The sequence below is a fragment of the Stenotrophomonas sp. STEN029 genome (genome assembly GCF_056760015.1).
On sequence record NZ_JBRREC010000011.1, the window covers coordinates 47,974 to 69,946 of the forward strand.

Here is a 21,973-nt window from a genome sequence, read left to right on the forward strand (position 1 = left end):
GGGCAGTGAGCGATGCCGCATCCTAGCGCTGTCGCGTGCGCTTGCGTAGCCGCCACGACAAAGAAGGCCGGCGGGTTTCCCCGCCGGCCTCCTACCTCGCACACTTGCTATGACGCGACTCAGGCTTCCAATGCCGCGGCCGGGCCAAAGAACTCGTAACGGCTCTGCGCTTCCGGCACGCCGACATCACGCAGCAGCTTCTTCACCTGCGCCATGAACGGCTTCGGGCCGAGGAAGTAGGCGTCCATGTTGCGCTCAGCCGGCAACCACTGCTCCAGCAGCTCGCGGCTGAGGAAGCCTTCGGCGTCGGCGGCATCGCCCGGCAGCGCCTCGCTGTAGCAGGTGTAGCTGTGCAGTTGGGGGTGCTGCTTCTGCTTGTCAGCGATGAACTCACGGAAGGCATGCACCTGGCCGTTGCGTGCGCAATGGATGAAATGCACCTGACGGCCGCTGGCAAGCGCCTGCTCCAGCATCGGCAGGGTCGGGGTGATGCCGACGCCACCGCTGATGAAGGCGACCGGGCGCTCGCTGGCAACCAGGGTGAAATCACCGGCCGGGGCGAACAGCTCCAGCGTGTCGCCTACCTGCACCTTGTCGTGCAGATGGTTGGATACCTTGCCGTTGCCATCGCGCTTGACGCTGATGCGATAACCGACGCCATTGGCTGCGCGCGACAGGGAATAGTTGCGACGGGTTTCCTCGCCGTCGAGTTCCAGCTTCATGCCGATGTACTGGCCGGGCTTGAAGTCCACCACTGCGCCGCCATCGACCGGCACCAGATGGAAGGAGGTGATCTCCGCACTTTCGGGCACTTTCTCGGCAACGCGGAACGTACGCGCGCCGCGCCAGCCGCCCGGGGCCTTTTCATTTGCCGCGTAGACTTCTTCCTCGGCGCCGATCAGCAGGTCGGCCAGCATCTGGTAGGCCGCGCCCCAGGCGTCGATGATCTCGTCGGTGGCAATATCCGGGCCCAGCACTTCGCGGATCGAGGCCAGCAGGTGGTGGCCGACGATGGGGTAATGCTCCGGCAGGATCTGCAGGGCAACGTGCTTGTTGACGATCTGTCCCACCAGCGGACCCAGCGCTTCCAGGCGGTCGATGTGCTTGGCATACATCAGCACCGAGTTGGCCAGCGCCCGCGGTTGGTCGCCACTGCTCTGGTGCGAGGGGTTGAACAGCGGGCGCGCGACATCGCTCTGGCTCAGCATCCGCCCATAGAAATGCTTGGTCAGCGCTTCGCCGCCAGTTTCCAGCAGGGGGACGGTGGCTTTGATCAGGTCGCGTTGGGTGGGGCTGAGCATGGTGCGAACTATCCGGCTTCGGGGGTAGTTCCATGTTCCGCGCAGCGGGCCTGCTTTCTCGATGACTAATATCAAGAACCCGCACGATTGTGGTGCAGGGCCATGCACGGCGAGGGGCTTCACCGGTGCAACGAAATGTAGTGCCGAGCCATGCTCGGCAAAGGGGCGTTCCCGGCGGGTGTGGGGGCGGCGTGAGCCGCGAAGCTACAGCTGCATCGGGCAGCGAAAAGCCAACCCCTCCCCAACCCTCCCCCTTGGCTTTGCCAAAAGGAGGGGGCAACAGCGTAGTGGCGCGCCCAGCAGGGCGAGGGGCCGTGGGGGGTAAGCGGAGGCGCGGCGGGGGCCGCCCCGCCCCCCCAGCAACCGGCCGCGGAAACACCCCCCCCCCCCCCCCCCCCCCGCCCCCCCCCCCCCCCCCCCCCCCCCCCCCCCCCCCCCCCCCCCCCCCCCCCCCCCCCCCCCCCCCCCCCCCCCCCCCCCACTACAGGGTAAAACCCCAGCCGAGCATGGCTCGGCGTTACCTCGGCCTGCTCAGTCCGCTTCGGGGCGATTCAGGGCCGCGGTCAATGCAGCGGCGTCTTCGCGGCTGAGGAACAGGTACTCCAGCTCGGCGCTGCCGAACTTGTCCTCCAGTTCCTGCTTGCGCACCGGGTGGTTGCCAAAGCGGTAATGGGTGCTGCCGTCGTCGATGTTCTCGATGGCATATACGCCGAACGACGGCGGATTTGTCAGGGTGCCTTCCAGCCTGACGGATTCAGGGTCGATGGAGCGCTGGATGAGGTCTTCTAGGTCGATCATGGCGTAGCAACAGGACTGATGGGGGGATGTTTGCGGCAAGTGGAATCGCTGGCGCGGTCCACGTCAATGCTTCTCATGTTTCCAACCGCGGTGCTTGCCATCGGATAACCACTCGATGGCCTGGGCGATCCGCTGCTGGCGGGTACTGTCGCGTTTGGCTTCACCTATCCATTCCAGATAGTCGCGTTGGTAGCCGGGGCTGAAACCGTCAAAGTGCGCCTTGGCGACGGCTGCACCAGCCAGCGCCTCGGCGAAGGCCGGGGGCATCGGCAAGGGCGCGCGCGGGGCCGCTTTGGGGCGGGTTACGCCTGCATCGATACGTTGCATGGCGGCCCGTAGCTGGCTTGTGAATTCGCGTTTGCCGGGCAGGTCGCCAAGCCACTGCAGGCGGCCGTATTGGCCCATGGCCGAGTCATCGCCGCTGCCGGCCTCGCGTTGCCAGAAGCCCAGCGTGGCGTGCGCCTTGAACGCGGCCATGCCACACAGCAGCTTGCCCTTGTACAGGAACGCCGGCATACCCCACTTGATGGCTTCCTCAGCCGTGGTGCAGCCGCTGTGCACACGCAGGCGGATCTCGTGCAGGATCGGCTGCGCGAAAGCGGCGGCATTGGCAATGTAGTCGTCTACGCGGGGGTCTGGAGTGGGCATGACTGGCCTCGGATGGGCGCAGCCTGCCGTTAGTTTCGCGTTAAAACAAGCCCGCCATGGTCGTAGGCGGGCGAACAGCCTGTTCTGGCATGGTCAGCCGCGCTGCGACTTCCTTGCCAGGCCGCTGCACAGCGCGATGAAAGCGGTGAAGGCGGCCATCGACAGGAACTGCAGGCGGGTTTCCGGGGTGGCCAGCAACAGCGCGAAAATCAGCGCCAGGATCGCCAGTGCCAGCACCGTCAGGTAGGGGAAACCGGCCATGCGGAACGGCAGTGGCGTACCCAGGCGGTCGGCCCGACGGCGCAGGATCAGCTGCGATACCAGGGTGATGGTCCACACCAGCAGGCAGGTGGAGCCGACCACGTTGAGCAGCACCGGCAACACCTTGTTCGGGTAGATCAGCTCCAGCACGGTGGCGACGAAGCCGAACAGCACGCTGGCCAGGACGGCCACTACCGGCACCTGGCGGGTATTGGTCAGGCCCAGCCAGCGCGGCGCTTCGGCCCGTTCGGCCAGCGAATAGATCATCCGCGAGGCGCCGTACAGATTGGCGTTCAGCGCAGAGAGCAGGGCGATCACCGCGATCAGGGTGATCGCCGTGGCGGCCCCGGGGATGTTGGCGACCTGCAGTACCGCGGCAAACGGCGATTTCAGGGTCTCGCTGTTCCACGGCACCACCGCGATGATCACGCCGATCGAACCGATGTAGAACACCAGGATGCGCCAGGCCACGGTACGGATGGCGCGGGCCAGGCTGCGCTCGGGGTCCTGGGTTTCAGCCGCGGCCACGGCCACGATCTCGGTGCCGCCGAAGGCGAAGATCACCACCAGCAGGGCCGCGCCGATGCCGGCCAGGCCCTTGGGCATGAAGCCGCCATGGCCGGTGATGTTGGCCAGGCCGGGTGAGGGCACGTTCGGCAGCAGGCCCAGCAGCAGGGCAATGCCGACCAGGATGAAGGCGATGATGGCGCCGACCTTGAGGATGGCGAACCAGAACTCGAATTCGCCGAAATTGCGCACGCCCAGCAGGTTGATGGCAGTGAATACCAGCATGAAGGCCAACGAGGTCATCGGTACCGACAACTGTGGCCAGACCGTATTGAGCAGGCCGGCCGCGCCGACCGATTCGGCCGCGATCACCACCACCAGCTGCGCCCACCACAGCCAGCCCACGGTGGCCCCTGCGGTGGCGCCCAGGGCATCGGCCGCGTACACCGAGAACGCGCCACTGGCCGGCCGCGCGGCCGCCATCTCGCCCATGGCGTGCATCATGATGATGACCAGGGTGCCGGCCACCAGGTAGGAGATCAGCACGGCCGGCCCGGCGGCCTGGATGCCCACGCCCGAGCCCAGGAACAGGCCGGCGCCGATGGCACTGCCCAGCCCCATCATGATCAGCTGGCGCGGCTTGAGCGCGCGTTCCAGCTTGTGTGAGGGGGCGCTGGCCGGGGCGGAAGAAGTGCTGGGCATCGGCGGGTTCTAGGACAAGAAGAGGGCGACACGATACCGCGTCCGCCCGCCGCAGTGGCTGTGCCGTTGGTGGGGATTGGCATGCTGCCGGTACGATGCAGGTCCCGGCGCGCATGTGCGCCTGCAGCAACGGGTGCGCGGATGCGTGGTCTGGATTTCAGTTCCTGGCAGGGCCTGCTGTCGACGCTGGTGGGCCTGGCGATCATCACCCTGATCGGCGTGGGCATCCGCCTGCTGGTGATGCAGGCGGTGCAGCAGAAACGTGAGGCGGCCAACCGGCAGATCAACGAGCGGCTGAAGACCCTGATTGCCGCCTACAAAACCTTGGGTGGTTCCTTTACAGGCGATCTCAGCGTTGACCCCAGCCACCTGCGCGATCTACGCCGACGTGCGGCCGAACTGGCGCAGGGACAGACCGCTACGACCGCCGATGGTGCCCTGCTGTTGCCGAGCGCGGATCCGGGCGAGGCGGGTGACCGGGCGCGTCGTATCCGCGACGCGGTGGAGGCGGCGCTGTCGGATGTGATCCTGCTGGGCACCGAGGAGCAGGTGCGGCTGGCCGCGCGCGCTGCCACCGATATGGTCGAGGGCCGGCCGATCCATACCGCCGAGCTGGTGGTGTCACTGCGCGACTTCGTCCGCAGCGTGCTGGACCTGGAAGTGATACCGGCTGCCGTCGCCATTCCCCGCCAAGGGCCGTTGCGTCCGGCGGGCAGCGGTGGCGGCAACAAGGACGGCGCGGGTGGTGGCAAAGGCGGTGCCGGTGGTGGCGGCATGGGCGGCATGGGCGCCGGCATGGGCATGGGCGCCGGGTTGGGTTACGGCGCAGGGCGCGGCGGTGAGGATGACCCGGAGCGCGGCGCCTGAGGCCTTACAGCAGGCCGGGAATCAAGCGTCTGGTGCGTGCAGTATAGGCACTGTAGGCGGGCCCGAAGTGGGCCGCGAGGAAGCGCTCCGCCTGCCGCAGCTTGACCCAGAACGAGGCGAACACGATTGCCACGGCGATCACCCCGCGCCAATCGCCAACCACCAATGCGGTGCCGCTGAACATCAGCAGGAAGCCGCTGTAGATGGGGTTGCGCACATGCGCATACGGACCGCTGCTGATCAGCTCGTGTGCCTGTTTGATCTGCACGTTGCCGCTCCAGTTGCGGCCCAGCTGCCAGCGCGACCACAACGCGAGTGCTGCACCGGCCGCACACAGCAGCAGACCCAACGTGTAGGCCGGCAATGAATGCGGAACGAACTGCTCACGCAGCCAACCGTGGCCGAACCAATGGCCCGGGCCCAGCAGCAGTACCGCGATGATCAACGGCAGCCAGTACGCCAGGAACTGCCTGGCACGCGATTCGCTGCGGGTCACCGGCTTGGCGCGCAGTGCGGTGATGGCCCAATAGCCAAGCACCACCGCCCAGCACAGCAGCAGGCCGAGATGGAAGACGGTTGGCATTGACGAGTCCGTTGTCGCAGGACGGACACCCAGCTTGCCCCGAGCAGCGTCACCTGCTTGTGAGTTGGAGTAGCTGTGGGCAGAACCGCGCTGCGCTTTGAAGCTGTCTTGGTTTGATCGGTTGGAATCAGCGGTGGCGCCGGATGAAGCAACGGCGCCTTGCGGCGCCGTTGTCGGTTCAACTTACTTCCAGCGCGACTTGCCGCGGATGTAGCGCGCCGCGTCTTCCAGCGAAGTGGGCAGGTACTGCGACCACAGGTTGGGCGGATAGGCATTCTGGTAGGTGTCGTAGACGTCGCGGAACAGATCCATGTGCACGACAGGTTGGCGCTTGCGCGCGCGCAGCTCGGCGATCGGCACGCGGCCCAGCACCAGCGTCTCCTCCTTGCTCTGTGCCTCGGCGACGATCTTGCCGCTGGGGTCATACAGGGCGGTGCCGCCTGAACCCGGATCATCGAAGTACGGGCCGTTGTCCGGCGAGATCGAGTTGTTGACGATGGACGAGTAGACGCCGTTGTACATCGCGCAGGCGGCGATATCCATGTCCGAGAAACCACCCGAGGCAGTACGCAGGAACACCTCGGCACCCTTGAACGCCATCGCCCGGAACAGCTCCGGCTCGCGCTGGGTGGAGCTGGTGCAGATATTGCCCAGCGGCGTGCGCGTCACCGGCACCACCGCATCACGGCCGTACATTTCCACGTAGCGATCGAGCACGTCATAGGTGGTGGTGGTGAACAGCTCGAAGTCCGGGAACGCGCCCTTGAGGTTACGCGCCTTCCAGTGCTTGTCCACGATCTCGCCCTTGTCGTTCATGATCGTGGTGATCGACAAGACGTGGCCCGGCCAGTCCGGATCGGTGGCGTAGGCGCCGAACACGATCCAGGTGCCGTACTGGCGTGCCTTGGCGGCGATGGCTTCGGTTTCCGCACCGGGAATGGTGATGGCGAACTTGAGGATTTCATCGCGGGTCCACTTGCGCCAGCCGCTGAGCGGGAACTCGTGGAACTGCAGCAGATCGGGCTTGGCGTGGTAATGCGCCTTGTCGATGAGCTCGAGCATATGGGCCAGATTACGCTTGCTGCCCGCCTTCCATTCCCTGGCATCGAAGCTGTGCACGCGCGATTGCACCAGGCCCAGGGTCCATGCCGGCTTGGCCAGTTCAACCGTGGCGTAGGTGCCGTCGGTGCGCTCGTTGAGCGCATCCGGCCCCTTGCCCATGGCTGCCTGTGCGGGCGCCGAGCTGCCAAGCAGGGCGGGGCCGACGGCGCCGAGTGCTGCCAGGCCGGCGGCGCTGCCGAGGAAATGTCTGCGGGTGTTGCTCATTGCTTGCCTCGATGGATGTACGGCGTGGATCATCTTGGTTGCAGTTGCAGTTGCAGTTGCAGTTGCAGTTGCAGTTGCAGTTGCAGTTGCTGTTGCAGTTGCTGTTGCTTGTGCTTGTGCTTGTGCTTGTGCTGTTGCAGTTGCAGTTGCAGTTGCTGTTGCTTGTGCTGTTGCTTCTCCCGCTTGCGGGAGAAGGTGCCCCGAAGGGGCGGATGAGGGGAGCTTTAAAAGCTTCAAGAGCTTTTAAAGCGTAGGGTCTGCTAGCCAGGAGCTTCCCCTCACCCCAACCCCCGCTCCGCGCCCCGGCCCTTGCGCTGGCGCAAGGGCGTTCGATGGGCAGCGAACCGGTGGTTCGCAAGCTGCCCTTCTCACCCCGCGCGCGGGAGTGGGGCTTAAGCGGAAGATCAAATCGCGTCGCCGTAAAAGCTCTCGCCTTTGATCTTCTGCCACTCGCGGCTCACAAACGTCTCGTCAATCTGTGTGCGCTGCACCAGCACCCCACGCTTGTACCAATGCCAGATGCGGTTGCGCAGCTGGCCGTCGTCAGAGAGCTGGATCATTTCGTACAGCTCCAGGCCGTCCTCACCCTTGCGCTGCCAATACAGCATCAAGGTGCGGTGATGGTCGTCCTCCGGGATTTCGGTGCACCAACCGTAAATCAATTCATTGTCGAAAATGATGCGGCCGAACAGGTAGGACGTCGGGAAGTCACGTACTTCGGTCTTGCCGTCTTCCCAGCTGTAATGGTTGGTCTGGTGGTATGGCGCTTTTTCGTCGCCAGTAATGCGGCAGATCAGGCGCGATTTGTGCTCGTCAATTTTGTCGCCATTGGCATCGTAGTAACGGTACACGCCATCCCAGACGCCCTCATGGCGGGCGAGGGCGGGCATGTGCTTGGCCAGATCGGTCATGTGCTTTCCTTGGTTGTGGTCTTTGATGGGCGACGCCGTTGCGTCTTACTGGTCGCGAAGTTCATCCATGACTTCTTCCATCGGCACGTCCATAGCACCGCCTTCCACCGCCTCGGTTTCCTGCTGCACGATGCGCAGCACCCGGGCGATGTATTCCTTCATCCACAGCGTGCGCTGTGCCTCTGCCTCACGGTCCGGGCGGAACTGGTCCAGTTCCTCGCGGCTGAGCAGGCCCTTGTGTTCGATCAGGCGCTCGAGCGCGTCCAGGCGTTGATGGGTAACCGCGTTCTCCATGGCGATGGCCATGGCGATGGACAGCACCCGCTCCACGTCCGGGTCCTTGAAGAAATAGGGACGCTTGCCACGGGCGCGGCTGCCGGCCAGGGCGATCGGATCGATGCTCATGCTTTCCAGGCTCCAAACATGGTCCACAGCGCGGCACGGCCGTGGTCTTCGCCGCTCTCGCTGGCGACCGGGAAGATGTCCCTGTCCACCACGCCGCGGACCTTGGTTTCGAAATAGCGCTCGGCATCGAAGCCGGCCGCGGCCATCATCTGGCGCAGGTCGTACTCGTGCATCACGCTCCAGAACGGCTCGTTGTTGTTGTACGCATCCCAGTCGCGGATGAACTGCTCGTAGGGGTCCATGCCGTGGTATTGCGGCTGCTCCAGATGCGCGGTCAGGCCGCCACTGGCCAGCAGGCGCTGGATCTCGCGCAGTTTGCGTGGCATCGCCGTGGCCGAGCTCTCGTGCCAGAACATGGCGGTGGTGATCAGGTCGAACGAACCATCCGCATAGTCCAGCGCTTCACCATTGGCCTGGCGGAACGTGATGTTGCTGATGCCGAGCGCACGGGCGCGGGCATGCGCATAGCGCAGCATCGGCGCGGCCACGTCGACGGCGATCACTTCGGCATCGGGGAAGGCCTGCGCCAGCGGCACGATGTTGTGGCCGACGGTGCAGCCGATGTCGAGGATGCGGCGCGGCTTGAAACCGGGGTGTTCTTCCTGCAACCACTGCGCCAGGGCCTGGCCGCCGCCGTCGTTGTAACGGCCAAGCATGCCGCCGGTGGTGGCGAAGATGCCGCAGTCGTAGTTGGCGGCGGCGGAGACGTCATCGGCCAGCAGCTCGGTGTGGTAGCCGCCGGGCATGCAGTGGATGTCGACCGCGCTGGAATAGCGCGGCACCTGCACCGAAGGATCAAGTTGCAGGCCGTCGTCGCTGGCGTTCAGTGCGCGCGTCTTCTCGATCAGCGCATCCACCTGTTTGAGCACCAGGCCGCGACCGGCCTGCTGGCGCATTTCCATGCTGCTGCGACGCAGGGCACTCCAGGTCTGGTAGATCGCATCGCCGGCCATCGCCTTGCGGACTTCGTGGCGGGTTTGCGGGGCGCGGCCTTTCTCCTTCTCGAACGCTGGTTTTACCCGACCTTCGTAGGCGGCTTTGACCTTGGGGCTGAGCTGGGTGGCCAGGTAGCCATTGAGGTTGGCCAGGAAGTCGAAGCGGGCGGTGTCATCCAGCGCGCTGTCAGGGAAGACCGCATGGCGGCCCACGTGCTGCCAACTGGGGGGCAGGGCTTGCTGACTCATGACGACTCCTCGGGAGGCTTCAAGTTCTAAAGTTATATCTATATGTCATGTAGGTCTGGTTGGGGTCAAGCACCGGGGTAATACCTGTGCGCTTGCCCCGTGTATCAGCCGCAACCCCTGTCGGGACGGCCTTCCCGTGGACCGAGCAAACGACCCAGGTCCCGAATTTCTCAAATGTCCGGACAAAAATCCAGTGCCCATTTTCACGGCCCGGACGGGGGCTTTTCTGTTGCAAGGCAACATCCTGCGCAGTCCTGGCCATGCCCACTGCAGCGGTGTTTTCGCGCCCTCCAGCAGGGCTGCGGGGTTGGCGACAAAGGTCTTATAAATGATTGGACAAACATGTACTAATGATATAGCTATATGTCATCTTTGATGGGCCCACTGGCCTGTCTTCCGTGGTCCGGAGCAGGCCAAGGCACTGGCTTCATCGCTCCATTTCAGTCGGGGGTTGGACGTGATTCGAATGTCATCGGTTTTGCTGGCTGTCGCAATCGCACTTTCGCCACAGGCAAAAGCGCTGGATCTGCAGTCCGAACAGGGCAGCGTCGAGGCAATGGTCAAGCTGCGTTGCTCGTTGGACCCCAAGCAGGAAGAGATCCTGTGGTGGGCCGGCACCTTGTTCGCGCAGGAGCCGGGCAAGAAAGCCGCGCCGCTGATGGGCTTCGAGGGCTACAACATCTGCCGTGCCGAGAAGCAGGCCGATGGTGTGTGGCGCCTGTACACGCGTGAGCTCACGTTCTACCGCGACCTGAAGACCGGCAGGATCATCGACAGCTGGGACAACCCGCTGTCCGGCGAACGCAACGAGGTCGTGCAGGTCGCCAACGATCCGGTCAACACCGTGCTCAATGCGCCAGGCCGGCCGATGCACCTGCCATGGGTGGAAGCCGCCGACCAGGTGATGCTGGCCCTCAACATTCCGTTGGCCTATCCCAATCCGCTGCAGCCGGCCGAATTCCCCGCCGAGTCCAGTGGCCCGACCTACATGGGCTCGGAGCACTTCATGTTCTTCGCGCCACGCGCAGACCTGGAAAACCCGGCGCTGAAGAGCGTGCCGGTCACCTATGGCTGGACCCGCATCGGGCCGTGGCTGCCATGGATGAAGCTGGGCATGCGCCCGGGCAGCCTGTTGTACATCGCGCAGGGCAACAAGCGCGCATCGGTCAGTGAGCTGCCGGCCGATATCCAGGAACTCGTGCGTAGCCGTTACCCGGAATACGCACGCGCGCCCGAAACCTGGGTGCAGCCCAACGTCACCAGCTGGAGCGCCTACAAACAGCTCAAGCAGGGCGCGGCGGCGAAACAGCAGGACTGAAGTACGGAAACACCGGACGGAACCCTCCCCCAAGACGGCGCATCCATCCTCCCAATCCATACCGAACACACCTTGCAGTCGGGAATTCCATGAAAACCATCAAGCCAGACCTGCTGTGCTCCTCGATCGCGCTCGCGCTGCTGCTGTGCGCGGGCAGCGCCACCGCTGCCGACAGCGATCAAGTGCCCGCGCCGCCGGCAGCCAATAGTGACGCCGTGCAGAGCCTTGACCAGATCACCGTGACCGCGCGTGGCGTGTCCGAGCCGCTGCAACAGATGCCGCTGCCGATCACCGCCATGTCCGAGCAGACCATCGAGAAGAAGGGCCTGACCGATGTGCGCGACATCGCCAACCTGTCGCCGAGCTTCTCGTTCAAGTCCGGCTATGGCCGCGGCTTCGACCGCCCGGTGATCCGTGGCATGTCTAATATCCAGGGCGAGGCCAATGCCTCGTTCTTCATCGACGGCATCTACGTTGAAGGTGACATCTCAAGCTATGGGCTGGAGAACATCCAGCGTGTGGAAGTGATCCGTGGTCCGCAGTCGGCGGCCTTCGGTCGTCGCACCTTCTCCGGAGCGGTCAACTTCATCACCAAGCGGCCGGGCAGTGCGCCAGGTGGCAAGCTCACCCTGGGCGCGGGCAACTACGGCCAGGAAAAGATGGGCCTGTTCTACTCGGGCGGGAATGAAGACGGCTCGTTCGGCTACGACCTGAGCTTGAACAAGCGTGGCAACGATGGCGTGTTCTACAACCAGGCATCGGGCAGGAAAGACCTCAACGGCACCGAGACCATCAGTGGCATGGCCGCCATCGCCTGGTCACCGACCGATTCACTGGACATCACCGCAAGGGTGATGAAGCAGAAGAGCCGCGACCAGCACTTCGCCGCCGCGCGCCTGGGCAGCGACAACCTCAACTGCTACCTGCCCGAGTACACCGGTGGCCTGTACTTCGGCCTGTATCCGATCCTTGAATCGCGCCGTCGCGGCTACTACTGCGGTGAGCTGAAGGAACCGTCGGACTACGCGCTGAACACCAGGGAGTTCGAGACCGCAGGTTATTTCTCCGGCCGCAAGACCGACCTGCTGCGCACCAGCGTGGTGGTGGACTATCTGTTCGCCAATGGCTGGAACCTGACCTCGACCTCGGCTTACAACAACAGCGAAACCTACGCCGCCAGCGATCAGGATTACAGTGCCATCCGTGGCTACGGCGGCGCGTTCGAAAGCTTCGCCAACAGCGGGGTGAAGAACTGGTCGCAGGACATCCGCCTGACCACCGACCAGAGCCTGGCGGTGTCGGGCATGCTCGGCGCGTACTACTACGAGCAGAACGCGCAGCCGGGCTGGGGTGGCGACCTGACCGGTTACACCATCGGTGGCAGCAAGGTGGTCACGCCGATCCCGACCAATCCGGACGACCAGACCGTCAACAAGGCGTTGTACGGCCTGATCAACTGGCGCATCAACGAGCAGTGGACCACCTCGCTGGAAGGCCGCTATGCGCGCGATGAAATCAGCAAGGGCGGCACCGATGTGCGCGTGCTCGGCGCAAACACCTATCGGCAGTCGTATGCGCTGGACAAGACCTTCAGCAGCTTCACCCCGCGTTGGACGCTGAGCTACCAGGCGCGTGAGAACGTGAACCTGTACGGGCTGGTGTCCAAGGGCAACAAGCCGGGCGGGTTCAATACCGACGTCTACCGCGCCGACTTCCAGGAGGCCGACCGCGACGCGCTGATCGCGCGTGGTTTGAACACCTACAAGGAAGAAGAAGCCTGGAACTACGAACTGGGCATGAAGAGCGATTGGCTGGATGGCACCCTGCGCATCAATGCCAACCTCTACCAGATTGACTGGACCAACCAGCAGCTGACCGAAACCGGTCCGGTGACCCGCAAGAACGGCTCGCTGTTCTCCACGAGCTACACCACCAATGTCGGCGAGTCGCGCATCCGCGGCTTCGAGCTGGAAAGCCAGTGGGCGTTCGCGCAGGGTTGGTTGGCCAGCCTGGCGTACTCGTTCACCGATGCCGAGATCCTGAAGTTCATCAGCCAGGACCAGGCCGATCTGTTCTCCAGCAGCAATGCACCGACCCTGGCTGACCCGGCCGCAGATGCCGCTGGCGCCACCCTGCCACGCGTGCCCAAGCACAAGGCAACGCTGGGCTTGATGTATGACGGTGCGCTGTCCAATGGCTGGGAATACACCGCCAACATGGACGTGAACTACGAAGGCAAGCGCTACATCCAGGTCGATAACCTGGCGTATATCGGTGCTTCCACCCGCACCAACTTCCGCTTCAGCATCCGCCCGACCGAGCAGTTGCAGGTCTCGGCCTACGTGACCAATGCGTTCAACGACCGCACCCTGGAAGACGCGCAGCGCACCATCAATCCGGATGCTTACGTCGCCGTGCCGGCGGTGCCTCCGTTGACCGGACTGGCGGTGACCAACCTGCGTGACTTTGGTTTGACGCCTTCGCTGCCGCGTATGTATGGCGTTGAGGTTAGTTACAAGTTCTAGGTGGTGAGGTGGGCTGGGAGGGTCATTGCGCCGTCCCAGCCTGCGCTTGATTGGCATCACCGACACACAAGCAGATCGTCATTCCCGCGCAGGCGGGAATCGCTCTGGCCGTTGCTCGTCATTCCCGCGCAGGCGGGAATCGCTTTGGCCGTTGATTGTCATTCCCGCGTAGGCGGGAATCGCTCTGGCTCTGGCTTTGGAAATCTGGCAGTGCGTGCAAGAGCAAAGGCAAAAGCAAGAACAAAAGCAAAAGCAAAAGCAAAAGCAAAAGCGATTCCCGCCTGCGCGGGAATGACGGCATCTAAAGCAAAAGCAAGTAAAGCAAAAGCAAGCAAGGCAAAAGCAAGTAAGGCAAAAGCAAGTAAAGCAAAAGCAAGTAAGGCAACCCCGCACCCCCGCAGGCAACCCCAATGCAACGACGCGATTTCATCAACGGAGTTTCTGGCATGGCTGCACTTTCGCTGCTGCCTGGCTTGCTGCACGCCAAGATTCCCGGCAGTGACGTCATCGTCGTAGGCGCCGGTCTGGCCGGTCTGTCCGCTGCCCATGCCCTGGAAACCGGTGGAGCCCCCGTCACGGTGCTCGAAGCCAATCCGCGCGTGGGCGGCCGCCTGCAGACGGTGGTGCGCAATGGCATCCGCTTCGAAATCGGCGGTGTCGAAGTTGGGACCGCCTATGAGCGCGTACACGCCCACGCCAGGCGTGTCGGTGTCGGCATCGTGCCGCCGTCGGCTGCGTTGCCGACCGCTGCCGGTCTTGGCCTGGCCATCGGCGATACGCTGGTGCCGGCAAGATCATGGGGCGAAAGCCCGCTCAATACCCTGCAAGGCCGCGAGCATGGCCTGTTGCCGCCGATGCTGCTGGCCACCGCGATTGCCGAGCTTGGCCTGCCGGCCGTCGACAGCTGGCGCGATCCGGCCAATCTCTCGCTGGATATCCCACTGTCACAGCTGATCGCCAGCAAGGGCTGGTCACCGCAGGCGTTGCAGTGGATGGATATCGGCAACAGCTTTTCTTCGCTGCACTCGATCAGCGCGCTCGATGCATTGCGCCGCGATGCGCTGCGTCGGTTCGGTTCCAAGGGTACCGGTTGGGTGCAGGGCGGCAGCCAGGCGTTGCCGGAGGCGATGGCGGCGTCGCTGTCGCAGCCACCGCTGCTCGATGCACAGGTCACCCAGGTCGAGTCTGTTCGTAGCGGCGTGGAAGTCCGCTGCGCCGATGGCCGTCGCTTCCGCGCCGCGCATCTGGTGCTGGCCCTGCCCAGCGGCCCGCTCAGCCGCATCGTCATTGACCCGGCGCCGCCGGTTGCACAGCAGCAAGTCTGGTCGGCACGGCGCTCCAACGCCGTCACCACCATCCACCTGCAGCCCACCCGCAGGTTCTGGGAAGACGATGGCCTGCCGCTGTCGCTGTGGGGCGATGGCCCGCTGCAGCGCGTGTTTGCCGTGCCCGGCGCCGATGGCCAGATCAACCGCCTTATCGTCTGGCTCAACGGCGCCATGGCCGAGCAGGCCGATCAGCTCGACCGCGAGGCCCGCTTCGCCTGGGCCATCAGCGCCATGCAACGGCTGCGGCCGGCGTCCAAGGGCGCGCTGCTGCCGCTGGAGACCCGCAGCTGGGGTAATGATCCCTTGTCCGACGGCGCGTTCTCGGAGATTGCGCCGGGTCATTTCGCGCAGACCCTGCGCTAGGCCAACACCCCGTTCGGGCGCATCCACTTCGCGGGCGAGCAGACCGAACTGCAGGTTCCGGGCATGGAAGCGGCCGTCACATCGGGCGAGCGTGCAGCTGCAGCAATTCTTTCGGCCTGATTGAACTACCTTATCCCTTACCTTCCGGGCGCGGATGCGCCTTCCAGAGACAGTAATGAGCCTGAAGACACTGAACCCCTACGATTTGTTCGACGTGCGTTCGCTGCTGAGCGAGGAAGAACGCGCTGTACAGGATTCCGTTGCGCGCTTCACCGATGAGCGTGTGCTGCCGATCATCGGCGACTGCTTCGACCAGGGTCGCTTCCCGACCGAGCTGATCGGCGAAATCGCCGACATGGGCCTGCTGGGCAGCTCGCTGCCGGAACAGTACGGCGGCGCCGGCTTGAACAGCGTCAGCTACGGCCTGATCTGCCAGGAACTGGAGCGCGGCGATTCCGGCATCCGCAGTTTCGTCTCGGTGCAGAGCTCGCTGTGCATGTACCCCATCTACGCCTACGGTTCGGAAGAGCAGCGCATGCGCTGGCTGCCGGACATGTCGCGCGGCAAGGTGATCGGCTGCTTCGGCCTGACCGAAGCCCATGGCGGCTCCGATCCGGCCAGCATGAAGACCCGCGCAGTGAAGGACGGCGGCGACTGGGTAATCAATGGTTCCAAGATGTGGATCACCAATGGCTCGGTGGCCGACATCGCCATCGTCTGGGCCAATACCGACGAAGGCGTGCAGGGCTTCGTCATCGAGAAGGGCACGCCTGGCTTCACCGCCCAGGAAATCAAGCACAAGATGAGCCTGCGCGCCTCGGTGACCGGCGCGCTGTTCTTCGACAACGTGCGTGTGCCCGACGCCAACCGCCTGCCCAACGTGAAGGGTCTCAAGGGCCCGCTGGGCTGCCTCACCCAAGCCCGCTACGGCATCACCTGGGGCCCGTTGGGCGCGGCCATCGCCTGCCTGGACGAAGTGCTGGCCTATACCAAGGAACGCATCCTGTTCGGCCGCCCGGTGGCCGCCACCCAGAGCGCGCAGATCAAGATGGCCGACATGGCCCGCCGCATCACCGCCGGTCAGTTGCTGGTGCTGCAGCTCGGTCGCCTCAAGGACGCTGGGCAGATGCAGCCGCAGCAGGTCTCGCTGGCCAAGTGGAACAACTGCCGCCTGGCCATCGACATCGCCCGCGAATGCCGTGACCTGCTCGGCGGCGCCGGCATCACCACCGAGCACGGTGCGATCCGCCACGCGCTGAACCTGGAATCGGTGATCACGTACGAAGGCACCGAGACCGTGCACCAGCTGGTGATCGGCCGCGAGCTGACCGGCATCAACGCGTTCTGATGATGGACGGCCTGCACACGACAATGCAGGCCGTCTGCCTGCGGAACATCCCGCAGGGCCTGCCACAGCTGCAGGACTTCGACCTGCAGCAGCTGCCGTTGCCGAGGCCAGGCGACGGCCAGCTGTCGGTGCAGGTGCAGTGGTTGTCGCTGGACCCGTTCCTGCGTGCACAACTCGGTGGCCGCTATGCGGTGCCATGCCCGCCACTGGGCAGCATCGTGCCGGGCTATGGCATCGGCACGGTGATCGAGGATCGAAGCGGTCGCTTCCAGATGGGCGACGTGGTTACCGGCATGACCGGTTGGGCCGAACAGACCGTGCTGGATGCGAGTGCCACAACGCTGATCGATGCGGGCTTGGCACCGGCTAGTACCTTCCTCGGTGTGCTTGGAGTCCCCGGCCTCACCGCGTGGGCGGGTGTACGGAAGATCCTGCAGCCGAAAGCTGGCCAGACCATCCTGGTATCCACCGCCGCTGGTGCGGTTGGCAGTGTCGTCGGCCAGCTGTGCAAGGCCGCGGGTTGCCGCGTGGTCGGTATCGCCGGCAGCGCGCAGAAGTGCGCCATCGTCACCGATGATTTTGGCTTCGACGCCTGCGTCAGCTACCGCGATCCGGATTTCATCAATGCGCTGCGTGCAGCCTGCCAGGACCGTATCGACGGCTACTTCGACAATGTCGGCGGTGTGGTGCTGGAAGCGGCGTTGTCATTGCTGCGCCTGCATGCGCGCGTGGTGCTGTGTGGGCTCAGTGATCAGTACAACCGCGCGGAGCGCCCGGCCGGACCCAATCTCGGGCCGGTGATTGGTGCGCGCGCACGCCTTGAAGGCCTGGTGGTCTACGACCACCTGGCCGACTTCGCGCAATGCCGCAGCGAACTGGCGCAGATGATCGCCGCCGGCACGCTGCGCTACCGCGAACATATCCACGACGGGCTGGCCTCCGCGCCGGCCGGTTTCATCGGCCTGCTCAATGGCGAGAACCTGGGCAAGGCACTGGTACGGCTCTAAGGAACAGGCATGACCCAGATCCAGCGCCGCTTCGCTTCCGTCAATGGACGGCAGGTGCACTACCGTATTGCCGGCAGCGGCCCGGCGCTGTTGCTGATCCACCAATCGCCGCAGAACTCGCGGATGTGGGCAGCGATGCAGCAGCGCTACGCCGATCGCTATACGGTGATTGCGCCGGATACGCCTGGCTTCGGCTACTCCGATGCCCTGCCCGGCAATCCAATGACGATTGCCGAGTTCGGCGCGGCCACACTTGCGTTCGTCGACGCTATCGGCCTGCAGCGCTTCGCGGTGTTCGGCATGCATACCGGCGGGCTGATCGCGACCTGGCTGGCCTGGGCCAATCCCGAGCGCGTGGCAGCGCTGGTGGTCGATGGCTACGCGGCTTTCACCGCGCAGGAAAGCGCACTGTATGGCGACGCCTACCTGCCGCCGTTCGTGCCGCAGTGGGACGGCTCGCACCTGCGCTGGCTGTGGTCGCGCATGCGCGAGCAGAAGTATTACTTCCCGTGGTACGACGGCCGCGCCGACGCGGCGATGATGATTCCGCCACAGACCACTGAAAGCACCCGCGAAACGGTGATGGATGTGCTGGATGTTGGCGATACCTACCGCGCCGGTTATGCGGCGGCGTTCCGCCACAACGATCACTTCTGGCTGCAGCAGCTGCAGATGCCGTCGTGGCTGGTCTACCGCCACGGCGATCCGCTGTTGGCGCACAGACCGCGCCTGTACGGCCTGCCTGACAACGTCACCGTGGTTGAGGAGCCCAAGGGCATTCCGGCGATGCTGGACAGCATGGATGCGTGGTTGGCGCAGACCTTGGCGGCCGAGCCGGCCTTCGTTGCCGGCAGCGCGGGTGCAGCGGCGGACGACCGTTGGCAGCGACGCATCATCGCCACCGCCAGCGGTGACATGGCGGTCTGGGAGCGGGCAGGGCAGGGGCTGCTGCGGCTATGCCTGCATGCGCCCGGCACCCGGCCGTTGGCGCCGCAGCAGCTTGATGACAATGACAGCGCGTGCCTGCTTCCGGACCTTCCCGGCCACGGGGCCTCCTGCGAGAGCGATGCCGGGCTGGATGCTGCCAGCGTGGTCGCTGCCTTGTTGGAGGCAGTGCGCGACAGCGCGGAGCTGCCGTTGCTGATCGAAGCGCATGGCGCTGCTGCTGGCTACGTTCCTGCGCTGGTGGATGCGCTGGGCGCGCGGGTCAGCGAAGTCGTGCTGCACTCGCCTTGGCTGCTCGATGCCGAGGAGCAGGCGCTGCTGTTGCAGGGCTTGCCCAGTACTGTCATCGACCGCGCCGGCGGCTATCTCTGCGATGCCTGGCAATGGGAGCGCGAGCGCCATCTGCTGTGGCCGTGGCTGGCGCCAAGTGCCGCCGCCCGCCGCCGTGTGGATGCGCCAGCGCCTGCACTGGTGCACGCCAATGTTGTTGAACTGCTGCGCCTGGGCAATCGCCTGCATGGCTTGCTGCGCGATGTCACCGCAGCGGATCTGGCAGCGCGCCTGCGTGCCTTGCCGGTGCCGCTACGGGTGATCACCGATAGCGAATCCGATTACCAGGGGCGCGCCGCCGCCCTGTCCGCCTGAACCGAAGGACCCCCATGAGCAACGACACCGCCACCGCCGTCATCGCCACGCTGCAGTCCAGCTGGGGCGGCAGCATCGTCACCGATGCCAGCGAGCTTGAGTATTTCGCCACCGATGTCTATTCACAGGGCAAGCCGCTGCTGGCGGTGTTGCGCCCGAACAATGCGCAACAACTGGCCGCTGCGGTCAAGCAACTCACCGAGGCCGGTGTTGCGGTGATCGCACGCGGTGGCGGCATGAGCTACACCAGCGGCTATACCGCCGCGCAGAGCCCAAGCGTGCTGGTGGATACCGGTTCGCTGGACAACATCGTCGAGATCAACCTGGAAGACGCCTACGTCGTGGTCGAAGCCGGCGTCACCTGGCGGGCGCTGAAGGACGCGCTGGACGCCAAAGGCGTGCGCACCCCGTACTTCGGGCCGATGTCGGGCTCGCATGCCACGGTCGGTGGCGGCATGTCGCAGGGCGCGATCTTCCACGGCACCGCGCGCTATGGCTGTTCGGCTGACGTGGTGCTGGGCCTGCAGGTAGTCACCGCCAATGGCGACATCCTCACCACCGGCTCGGCGGCAGCCGCCAACACCGCGCCGTTCTTCCGCTGGTATGGCCCGGACCTGACCGGGCTGTTTCTCGGCGATTGCGGCCTGCTCGGTATCAAGACCCGCATCGTGCTCAAGCTGATCCCCAAGCACGCGTATATCGACTACCTGTCCTGGCAGTTCCCGAGCGCCGACGGGCTGTTTGCCGCGCTTGGCGTGCTCGCACGGCATGGGCTCGCCAGCGAAACGGCGGCCTTCGATCCGGCCCTGACCCGCGTGCGCATGCGCCGCGCGGGCCTCTCCAGCGACGTCAAGGCGCTGGGCAATGTGATCAGGAAGGGCGGCCTGATCTCCGGCCTGAAGCTGGCGGTGAAGGGGCGCGATATCGTCGACCAGGAGCAGTTCTCGCTGCATATCACCCTGGAGGGCGACAGCGCTGCCGAGGTGGCCGATCGCGTCACTCGCGCGAGCAAGCTGGTGGGTGAGTTTGGTGAAAGCATTGAACCCTCCATTCCCAAGATGATGGCCGCAAATCCATTTGCCGCCTGGAACTCAATGCTCGGCCCGCAGGGCGAACGCTGGGCGCCGGTGCATGCGCTGGTGCCGCATTCCAAGGCCACCAGCATGTTCAATGCACTCCAGGAACTGTTCGCGCGCGAGCAGGAAACGATGGACAGGCACGGCATCTTCATTGGCACCTTGCTGTCCAGCGTGGGCGCGCAGACGGTGGTGATCGAGCCCTGCATCTATTGGCCGGACAGCCACAACGCCTTCCACCAGCGCACCGTCGATGCCGATCACCGCGAGCGCATCGGTTGCCCGGGTGAACACCTGGAAGCACGCGCCGCGGCTGATGTGCTCAAGCGGCAGATCGCCGACATCATGCGCGCACATGGCGCGGCCAACCTGCAGCTGGGCAAGTTCTACGACTACCGCGCCGGCCGCGACCCGGCCGCGCTGGCGGTGCTGGACGCGGTCAAGGCCCAGCTCGATCCCAAGGGCCTGATGAACCCCGGCGTGCTGAGCCGCTAAGGCGAGGCGTTAGCCCCTCTCCCCCGGGAGAGGGGTTGGGGAGAGGGTAGGCGCAGCCTGCTGCCACTTGCGATCACCGACCAACGGCCAGGCCCAAGACCTGGCCGTCCGGGTTTGTGCCATGGGAACTGTCCAGCCTGAACCCCCGGTGCTGCCATCGCTGGCCGGTTTCCGTACCATCGGCAACAATATGTCGGCCTGATCCCACCCGGACGGCCCACGTTCGATGCAGATCGAGCCGCCACCCGCAGCCACCGAGACACCGTGAAAACACCCCAACAATTGCAGGTACTGATAGACGACGGCGTCATCGACGAGGTCCTGCGCCCGCTCAAGAGCGGCAAGGAAGCAGCGGTTTACGTGGTTCGCAGCGGCGACGAGATCCGCTGTGCCAAGGTCTACAAGGACATGGCGCAGCGCAGCTTCCAGCAGCGCGTGCAGTACCAGGAAGGCCGCAAGGTGCGCGGCAGCCGTGAGGCCCGCGCCATCGGCAAGGCCAGCAACTACGGCCGCAAGCAGGCCGAAGCGGCCTGGAAGAACACCGAGGTCGACGCGCTGTACCAGCTGCGCGACGCCGGCGTGCGCGTGCCGGAGCCGTTCGGCTATTTCCACGGCGTGCTGGTGATGGAGCTGGTGACCGACGCCGAGGGCTTCAGCGCCGCGCGTCTGGGCGAGGTGGAACTCAGCGCCGGGCAGGCGCGCGAGTTCCACGCCGTATTGGTCCAGCAGGTCAAGCTGATGCTGTGCTGTGGCCTGATCCACGGCGATCTGTCGCCGTACAACGTGCTGGTCGGGCCGGATGGCCCGGTGGTGATCGATTTCCCGCAGGTGGTCAGCGCCGGCGGCAACAACGCCGCCCGCACCATGCTGCTGCGTGACGTCAACAACCTCACCGCCAACCTCGGCCGCTGGGCACCGGAGCTGCTGGAGACCTGGTACGGCGAAGAGATGTGGGAGTTGTTCCAGGCCGGCGATCTGCTGCCCGATACCGTGTTGACCGGCGAGTTCACCCCGGACGAGCGCGCGGTGGACCTGGACAGCGTGCGTCACGCCATCAACGACGCCCGCGAAGAAGCGCTGATCCGCCAGCAAGGCCGCGAAGCCGCCGCCGAAGAAGACTACTGAGGGTAATGCCGAGCCACGCTCGGCAGAGGCTTCAAAAATGTAGTGCCGAGCCATGCTCGGCAGAGGCTTCCCCAGCCATCCATCAGCTTTGTAGGAGCGGCGTAAGCCGCGAAGCCAGCAACGCTGGAAAGGCCGCGGAGCCAACCCCTCCCCAACCCTCCCCTCCGCCTGCGGCGCAAGGGAGGGGCAGTAGCGGTAGTGGGGGGGGGGGGGGGGGGGGGGGGGGGGGGGGGGGGGGGGCGGGGGGGGGGGGGGGGGGGGCCGGGGGGGCGGGGCGCGGGGGCGGGGGGGCCGCGCGCGGGGGG

Annotated in this window: 19 protein-coding genes and 1 pseudogene; 10 read left to right on the forward strand and 10 right to left on the reverse strand. The window is 65.1% G+C overall.

The window, feature by feature from the left end; all coding sequences use genetic code 11:
- Positions 1-119: 119 nt before the first annotated feature.
- From hmpA to ACVOLI_RS04195, 4 genes are all read right to left on the reverse strand, one after another.
- Positions 120-1,301: an NO-inducible flavohemoprotein gene (gene hmpA / locus ACVOLI_RS04180; protein ID WP_481533643.1), complete on the reverse strand. Its 1,182-nt coding sequence runs from the start codon at positions 1,299-1,301 to the stop codon at positions 120-122.
- A 531-nt stretch (positions 1,302-1,832) separates the two neighbouring features.
- Positions 1,833-2,099 (reverse strand): hypothetical protein, encoded by a 267-nt coding sequence (locus ACVOLI_RS04185; protein WP_282272864.1) that lies wholly within the window; start codon positions 2,097-2,099, stop codon positions 1,833-1,835.
- A gap of 63 nt (positions 2,100-2,162) precedes the next feature.
- Positions 2,163-2,747 carry a YdeI/OmpD-associated family protein gene (locus tag ACVOLI_RS04190; protein WP_481533644.1) on the reverse strand — a complete coding sequence of 195 codons (585 nt, stop codon included), beginning with the start codon at positions 2,745-2,747 and terminating at the stop codon, positions 2,163-2,165.
- A gap of 93 nt (positions 2,748-2,840) precedes the next feature.
- Positions 2,841-4,217: an amino acid permease gene (locus ACVOLI_RS04195; RefSeq protein ID WP_282272859.1), complete on the reverse strand. Its 1,377-nt coding sequence runs from the start codon at positions 4,215-4,217 to the stop codon at positions 2,841-2,843.
- Between the two features lie 141 nt (positions 4,218-4,358).
- On the opposite strand from ACVOLI_RS04195, the gene ACVOLI_RS04200 reads away from it, so the two are divergent.
- A complete protein-coding gene (locus tag ACVOLI_RS04200) occupies positions 4,359-5,084 on the forward strand; it encodes a hypothetical protein (protein ID WP_481533645.1) in 726 nt (241 codons plus the stop codon).
- A 4-nt stretch (positions 5,085-5,088) separates the two neighbouring features.
- Here the strand turns inward: ACVOLI_RS04200 and ACVOLI_RS04205 are convergent, their stop codons facing one another.
- Entirely contained in the window at positions 5,089-5,667 is a 579-nt protein-coding gene (locus ACVOLI_RS04205) for a methyltransferase family protein (protein WP_481533646.1), read from the reverse strand.
- A 183-nt stretch (positions 5,668-5,850) separates the two neighbouring features.
- On the reverse strand, positions 5,851-6,993 hold the full coding sequence (locus ACVOLI_RS04210) for a nitrilase-related carbon-nitrogen hydrolase (protein ID WP_481533647.1): 1,143 nt from the start codon (positions 6,991-6,993) through the stop codon (positions 5,851-5,853).
- A 38-nt stretch (positions 6,994-7,031) separates the two neighbouring features.
- On the opposite strand from ACVOLI_RS04210, the gene ACVOLI_RS04215 reads away from it, so the two are divergent.
- Positions 7,032-7,247 carry a hypothetical protein gene (locus ACVOLI_RS04215; RefSeq protein ID WP_481533648.1) on the forward strand — a complete coding sequence of 72 codons (216 nt, stop codon included), beginning with the start codon at positions 7,032-7,034 and terminating at the stop codon, positions 7,245-7,247.
- Between the two features lie 150 nt (positions 7,248-7,397).
- Here ACVOLI_RS04215 and ACVOLI_RS04220 read toward each other — a convergent pair whose 3' ends face one another.
- Genes ACVOLI_RS04220 through ACVOLI_RS04230 form a run of 3 tightly spaced genes read right to left on the reverse strand, consistent with a single transcriptional unit; the run spans position 7,398 to position 9,493 of the window.
- The gene (locus tag ACVOLI_RS04220) at positions 7,398-7,904 is read right to left on the reverse strand and encodes a hypothetical protein (protein ID WP_481533649.1); all 507 of its coding nucleotides are present in this window, start codon (positions 7,902-7,904) and stop codon (positions 7,398-7,400) included.
- 45 nt (positions 7,905-7,949) lie between these two features.
- A complete protein-coding gene (locus ACVOLI_RS04225; RefSeq protein ID WP_481533650.1) occupies positions 7,950-8,309 on the reverse strand; it encodes a hypothetical protein in 360 nt (119 codons plus the stop codon).
- Positions 8,306-9,493, reverse strand: a complete 1,188-nt coding sequence (locus tag ACVOLI_RS04230; RefSeq protein ID WP_481533651.1) for a class I SAM-dependent methyltransferase — start codon at positions 9,491-9,493, stop codon at positions 8,306-8,308. The genes ACVOLI_RS04225 and ACVOLI_RS04230 overlap by 4 nt, the downstream gene beginning before the upstream one ends.
- 466 nt (positions 9,494-9,959) lie before the next feature.
- Between ACVOLI_RS04230 and ACVOLI_RS04235 the strand changes: the two genes are divergently transcribed.
- Positions 9,960-10,811 (forward strand): DUF1838 family protein, encoded by an 852-nt coding sequence (locus ACVOLI_RS04235; protein WP_481533652.1) that lies wholly within the window; start codon positions 9,960-9,962, stop codon positions 10,809-10,811.
- 89 nt (positions 10,812-10,900) lie between these two features.
- Positions 10,901-13,336, forward strand: a complete 2,436-nt coding sequence (locus tag ACVOLI_RS04240) for a TonB-dependent receptor (RefSeq protein ID WP_481533653.1) — start codon at positions 10,901-10,903, stop codon at positions 13,334-13,336.
- A gap of 158 nt (positions 13,337-13,494) precedes the next feature.
- Here ACVOLI_RS04240 and ACVOLI_RS04245 read toward each other — a convergent pair whose 3' ends face one another.
- The gene (locus tag ACVOLI_RS04245; RefSeq protein ID WP_481533654.1) at positions 13,495-13,818 is read right to left on the reverse strand and encodes a hypothetical protein; all 324 of its coding nucleotides are present in this window, start codon (positions 13,816-13,818) and stop codon (positions 13,495-13,497) included.
- Between ACVOLI_RS04245 and ACVOLI_RS04250 the strand changes: the two are divergent.
- The 6 genes and pseudogenes from ACVOLI_RS04250 (at position 13,783) to ACVOLI_RS04275 (ending at position 21,668) form a co-directional block, all read left to right on the forward strand.
- Positions 13,783-15,147 (forward strand): annotated as a pseudogene (locus ACVOLI_RS04250) (flavin monoamine oxidase family protein). The gene ACVOLI_RS04245 and the pseudogene ACVOLI_RS04250 sit on opposite strands and share 36 nt — an antisense overlap.
- Positions 15,148-15,202: 55 nt before the next feature.
- Positions 15,203-16,375 carry an acyl-CoA dehydrogenase family protein gene (locus ACVOLI_RS04255; protein WP_057626965.1) on the forward strand — a complete coding sequence of 391 codons (1,173 nt, stop codon included), beginning with the start codon at positions 15,203-15,205 and terminating at the stop codon, positions 16,373-16,375.
- A 2-nt stretch (positions 16,376-16,377) separates the two neighbouring features.
- A complete protein-coding gene (locus ACVOLI_RS04260; protein ID WP_481533655.1) occupies positions 16,378-17,382 on the forward strand; it encodes an NADP-dependent oxidoreductase in 1,005 nt (334 codons plus the stop codon).
- Between the two features lie 9 nt (positions 17,383-17,391).
- Positions 17,392-18,972, forward strand: a complete 1,581-nt coding sequence (locus tag ACVOLI_RS04265) for an alpha/beta hydrolase (protein WP_481533656.1) — start codon at positions 17,392-17,394, stop codon at positions 18,970-18,972.
- Positions 18,973-18,986: 14 nt separating this feature from the next.
- Positions 18,987-20,543 carry an FAD-binding oxidoreductase gene (locus ACVOLI_RS04270; protein WP_481533657.1) on the forward strand — a complete coding sequence of 519 codons (1,557 nt, stop codon included), beginning with the start codon at positions 18,987-18,989 and terminating at the stop codon, positions 20,541-20,543.
- A gap of 264 nt (positions 20,544-20,807) precedes the next feature.
- Entirely contained in the window at positions 20,808-21,668 is an 861-nt protein-coding gene (locus ACVOLI_RS04275) for a PA4780 family RIO1-like protein kinase (RefSeq protein WP_296247480.1), read from the forward strand.
- Positions 21,669-21,973 lie beyond the last annotated feature (305 nt).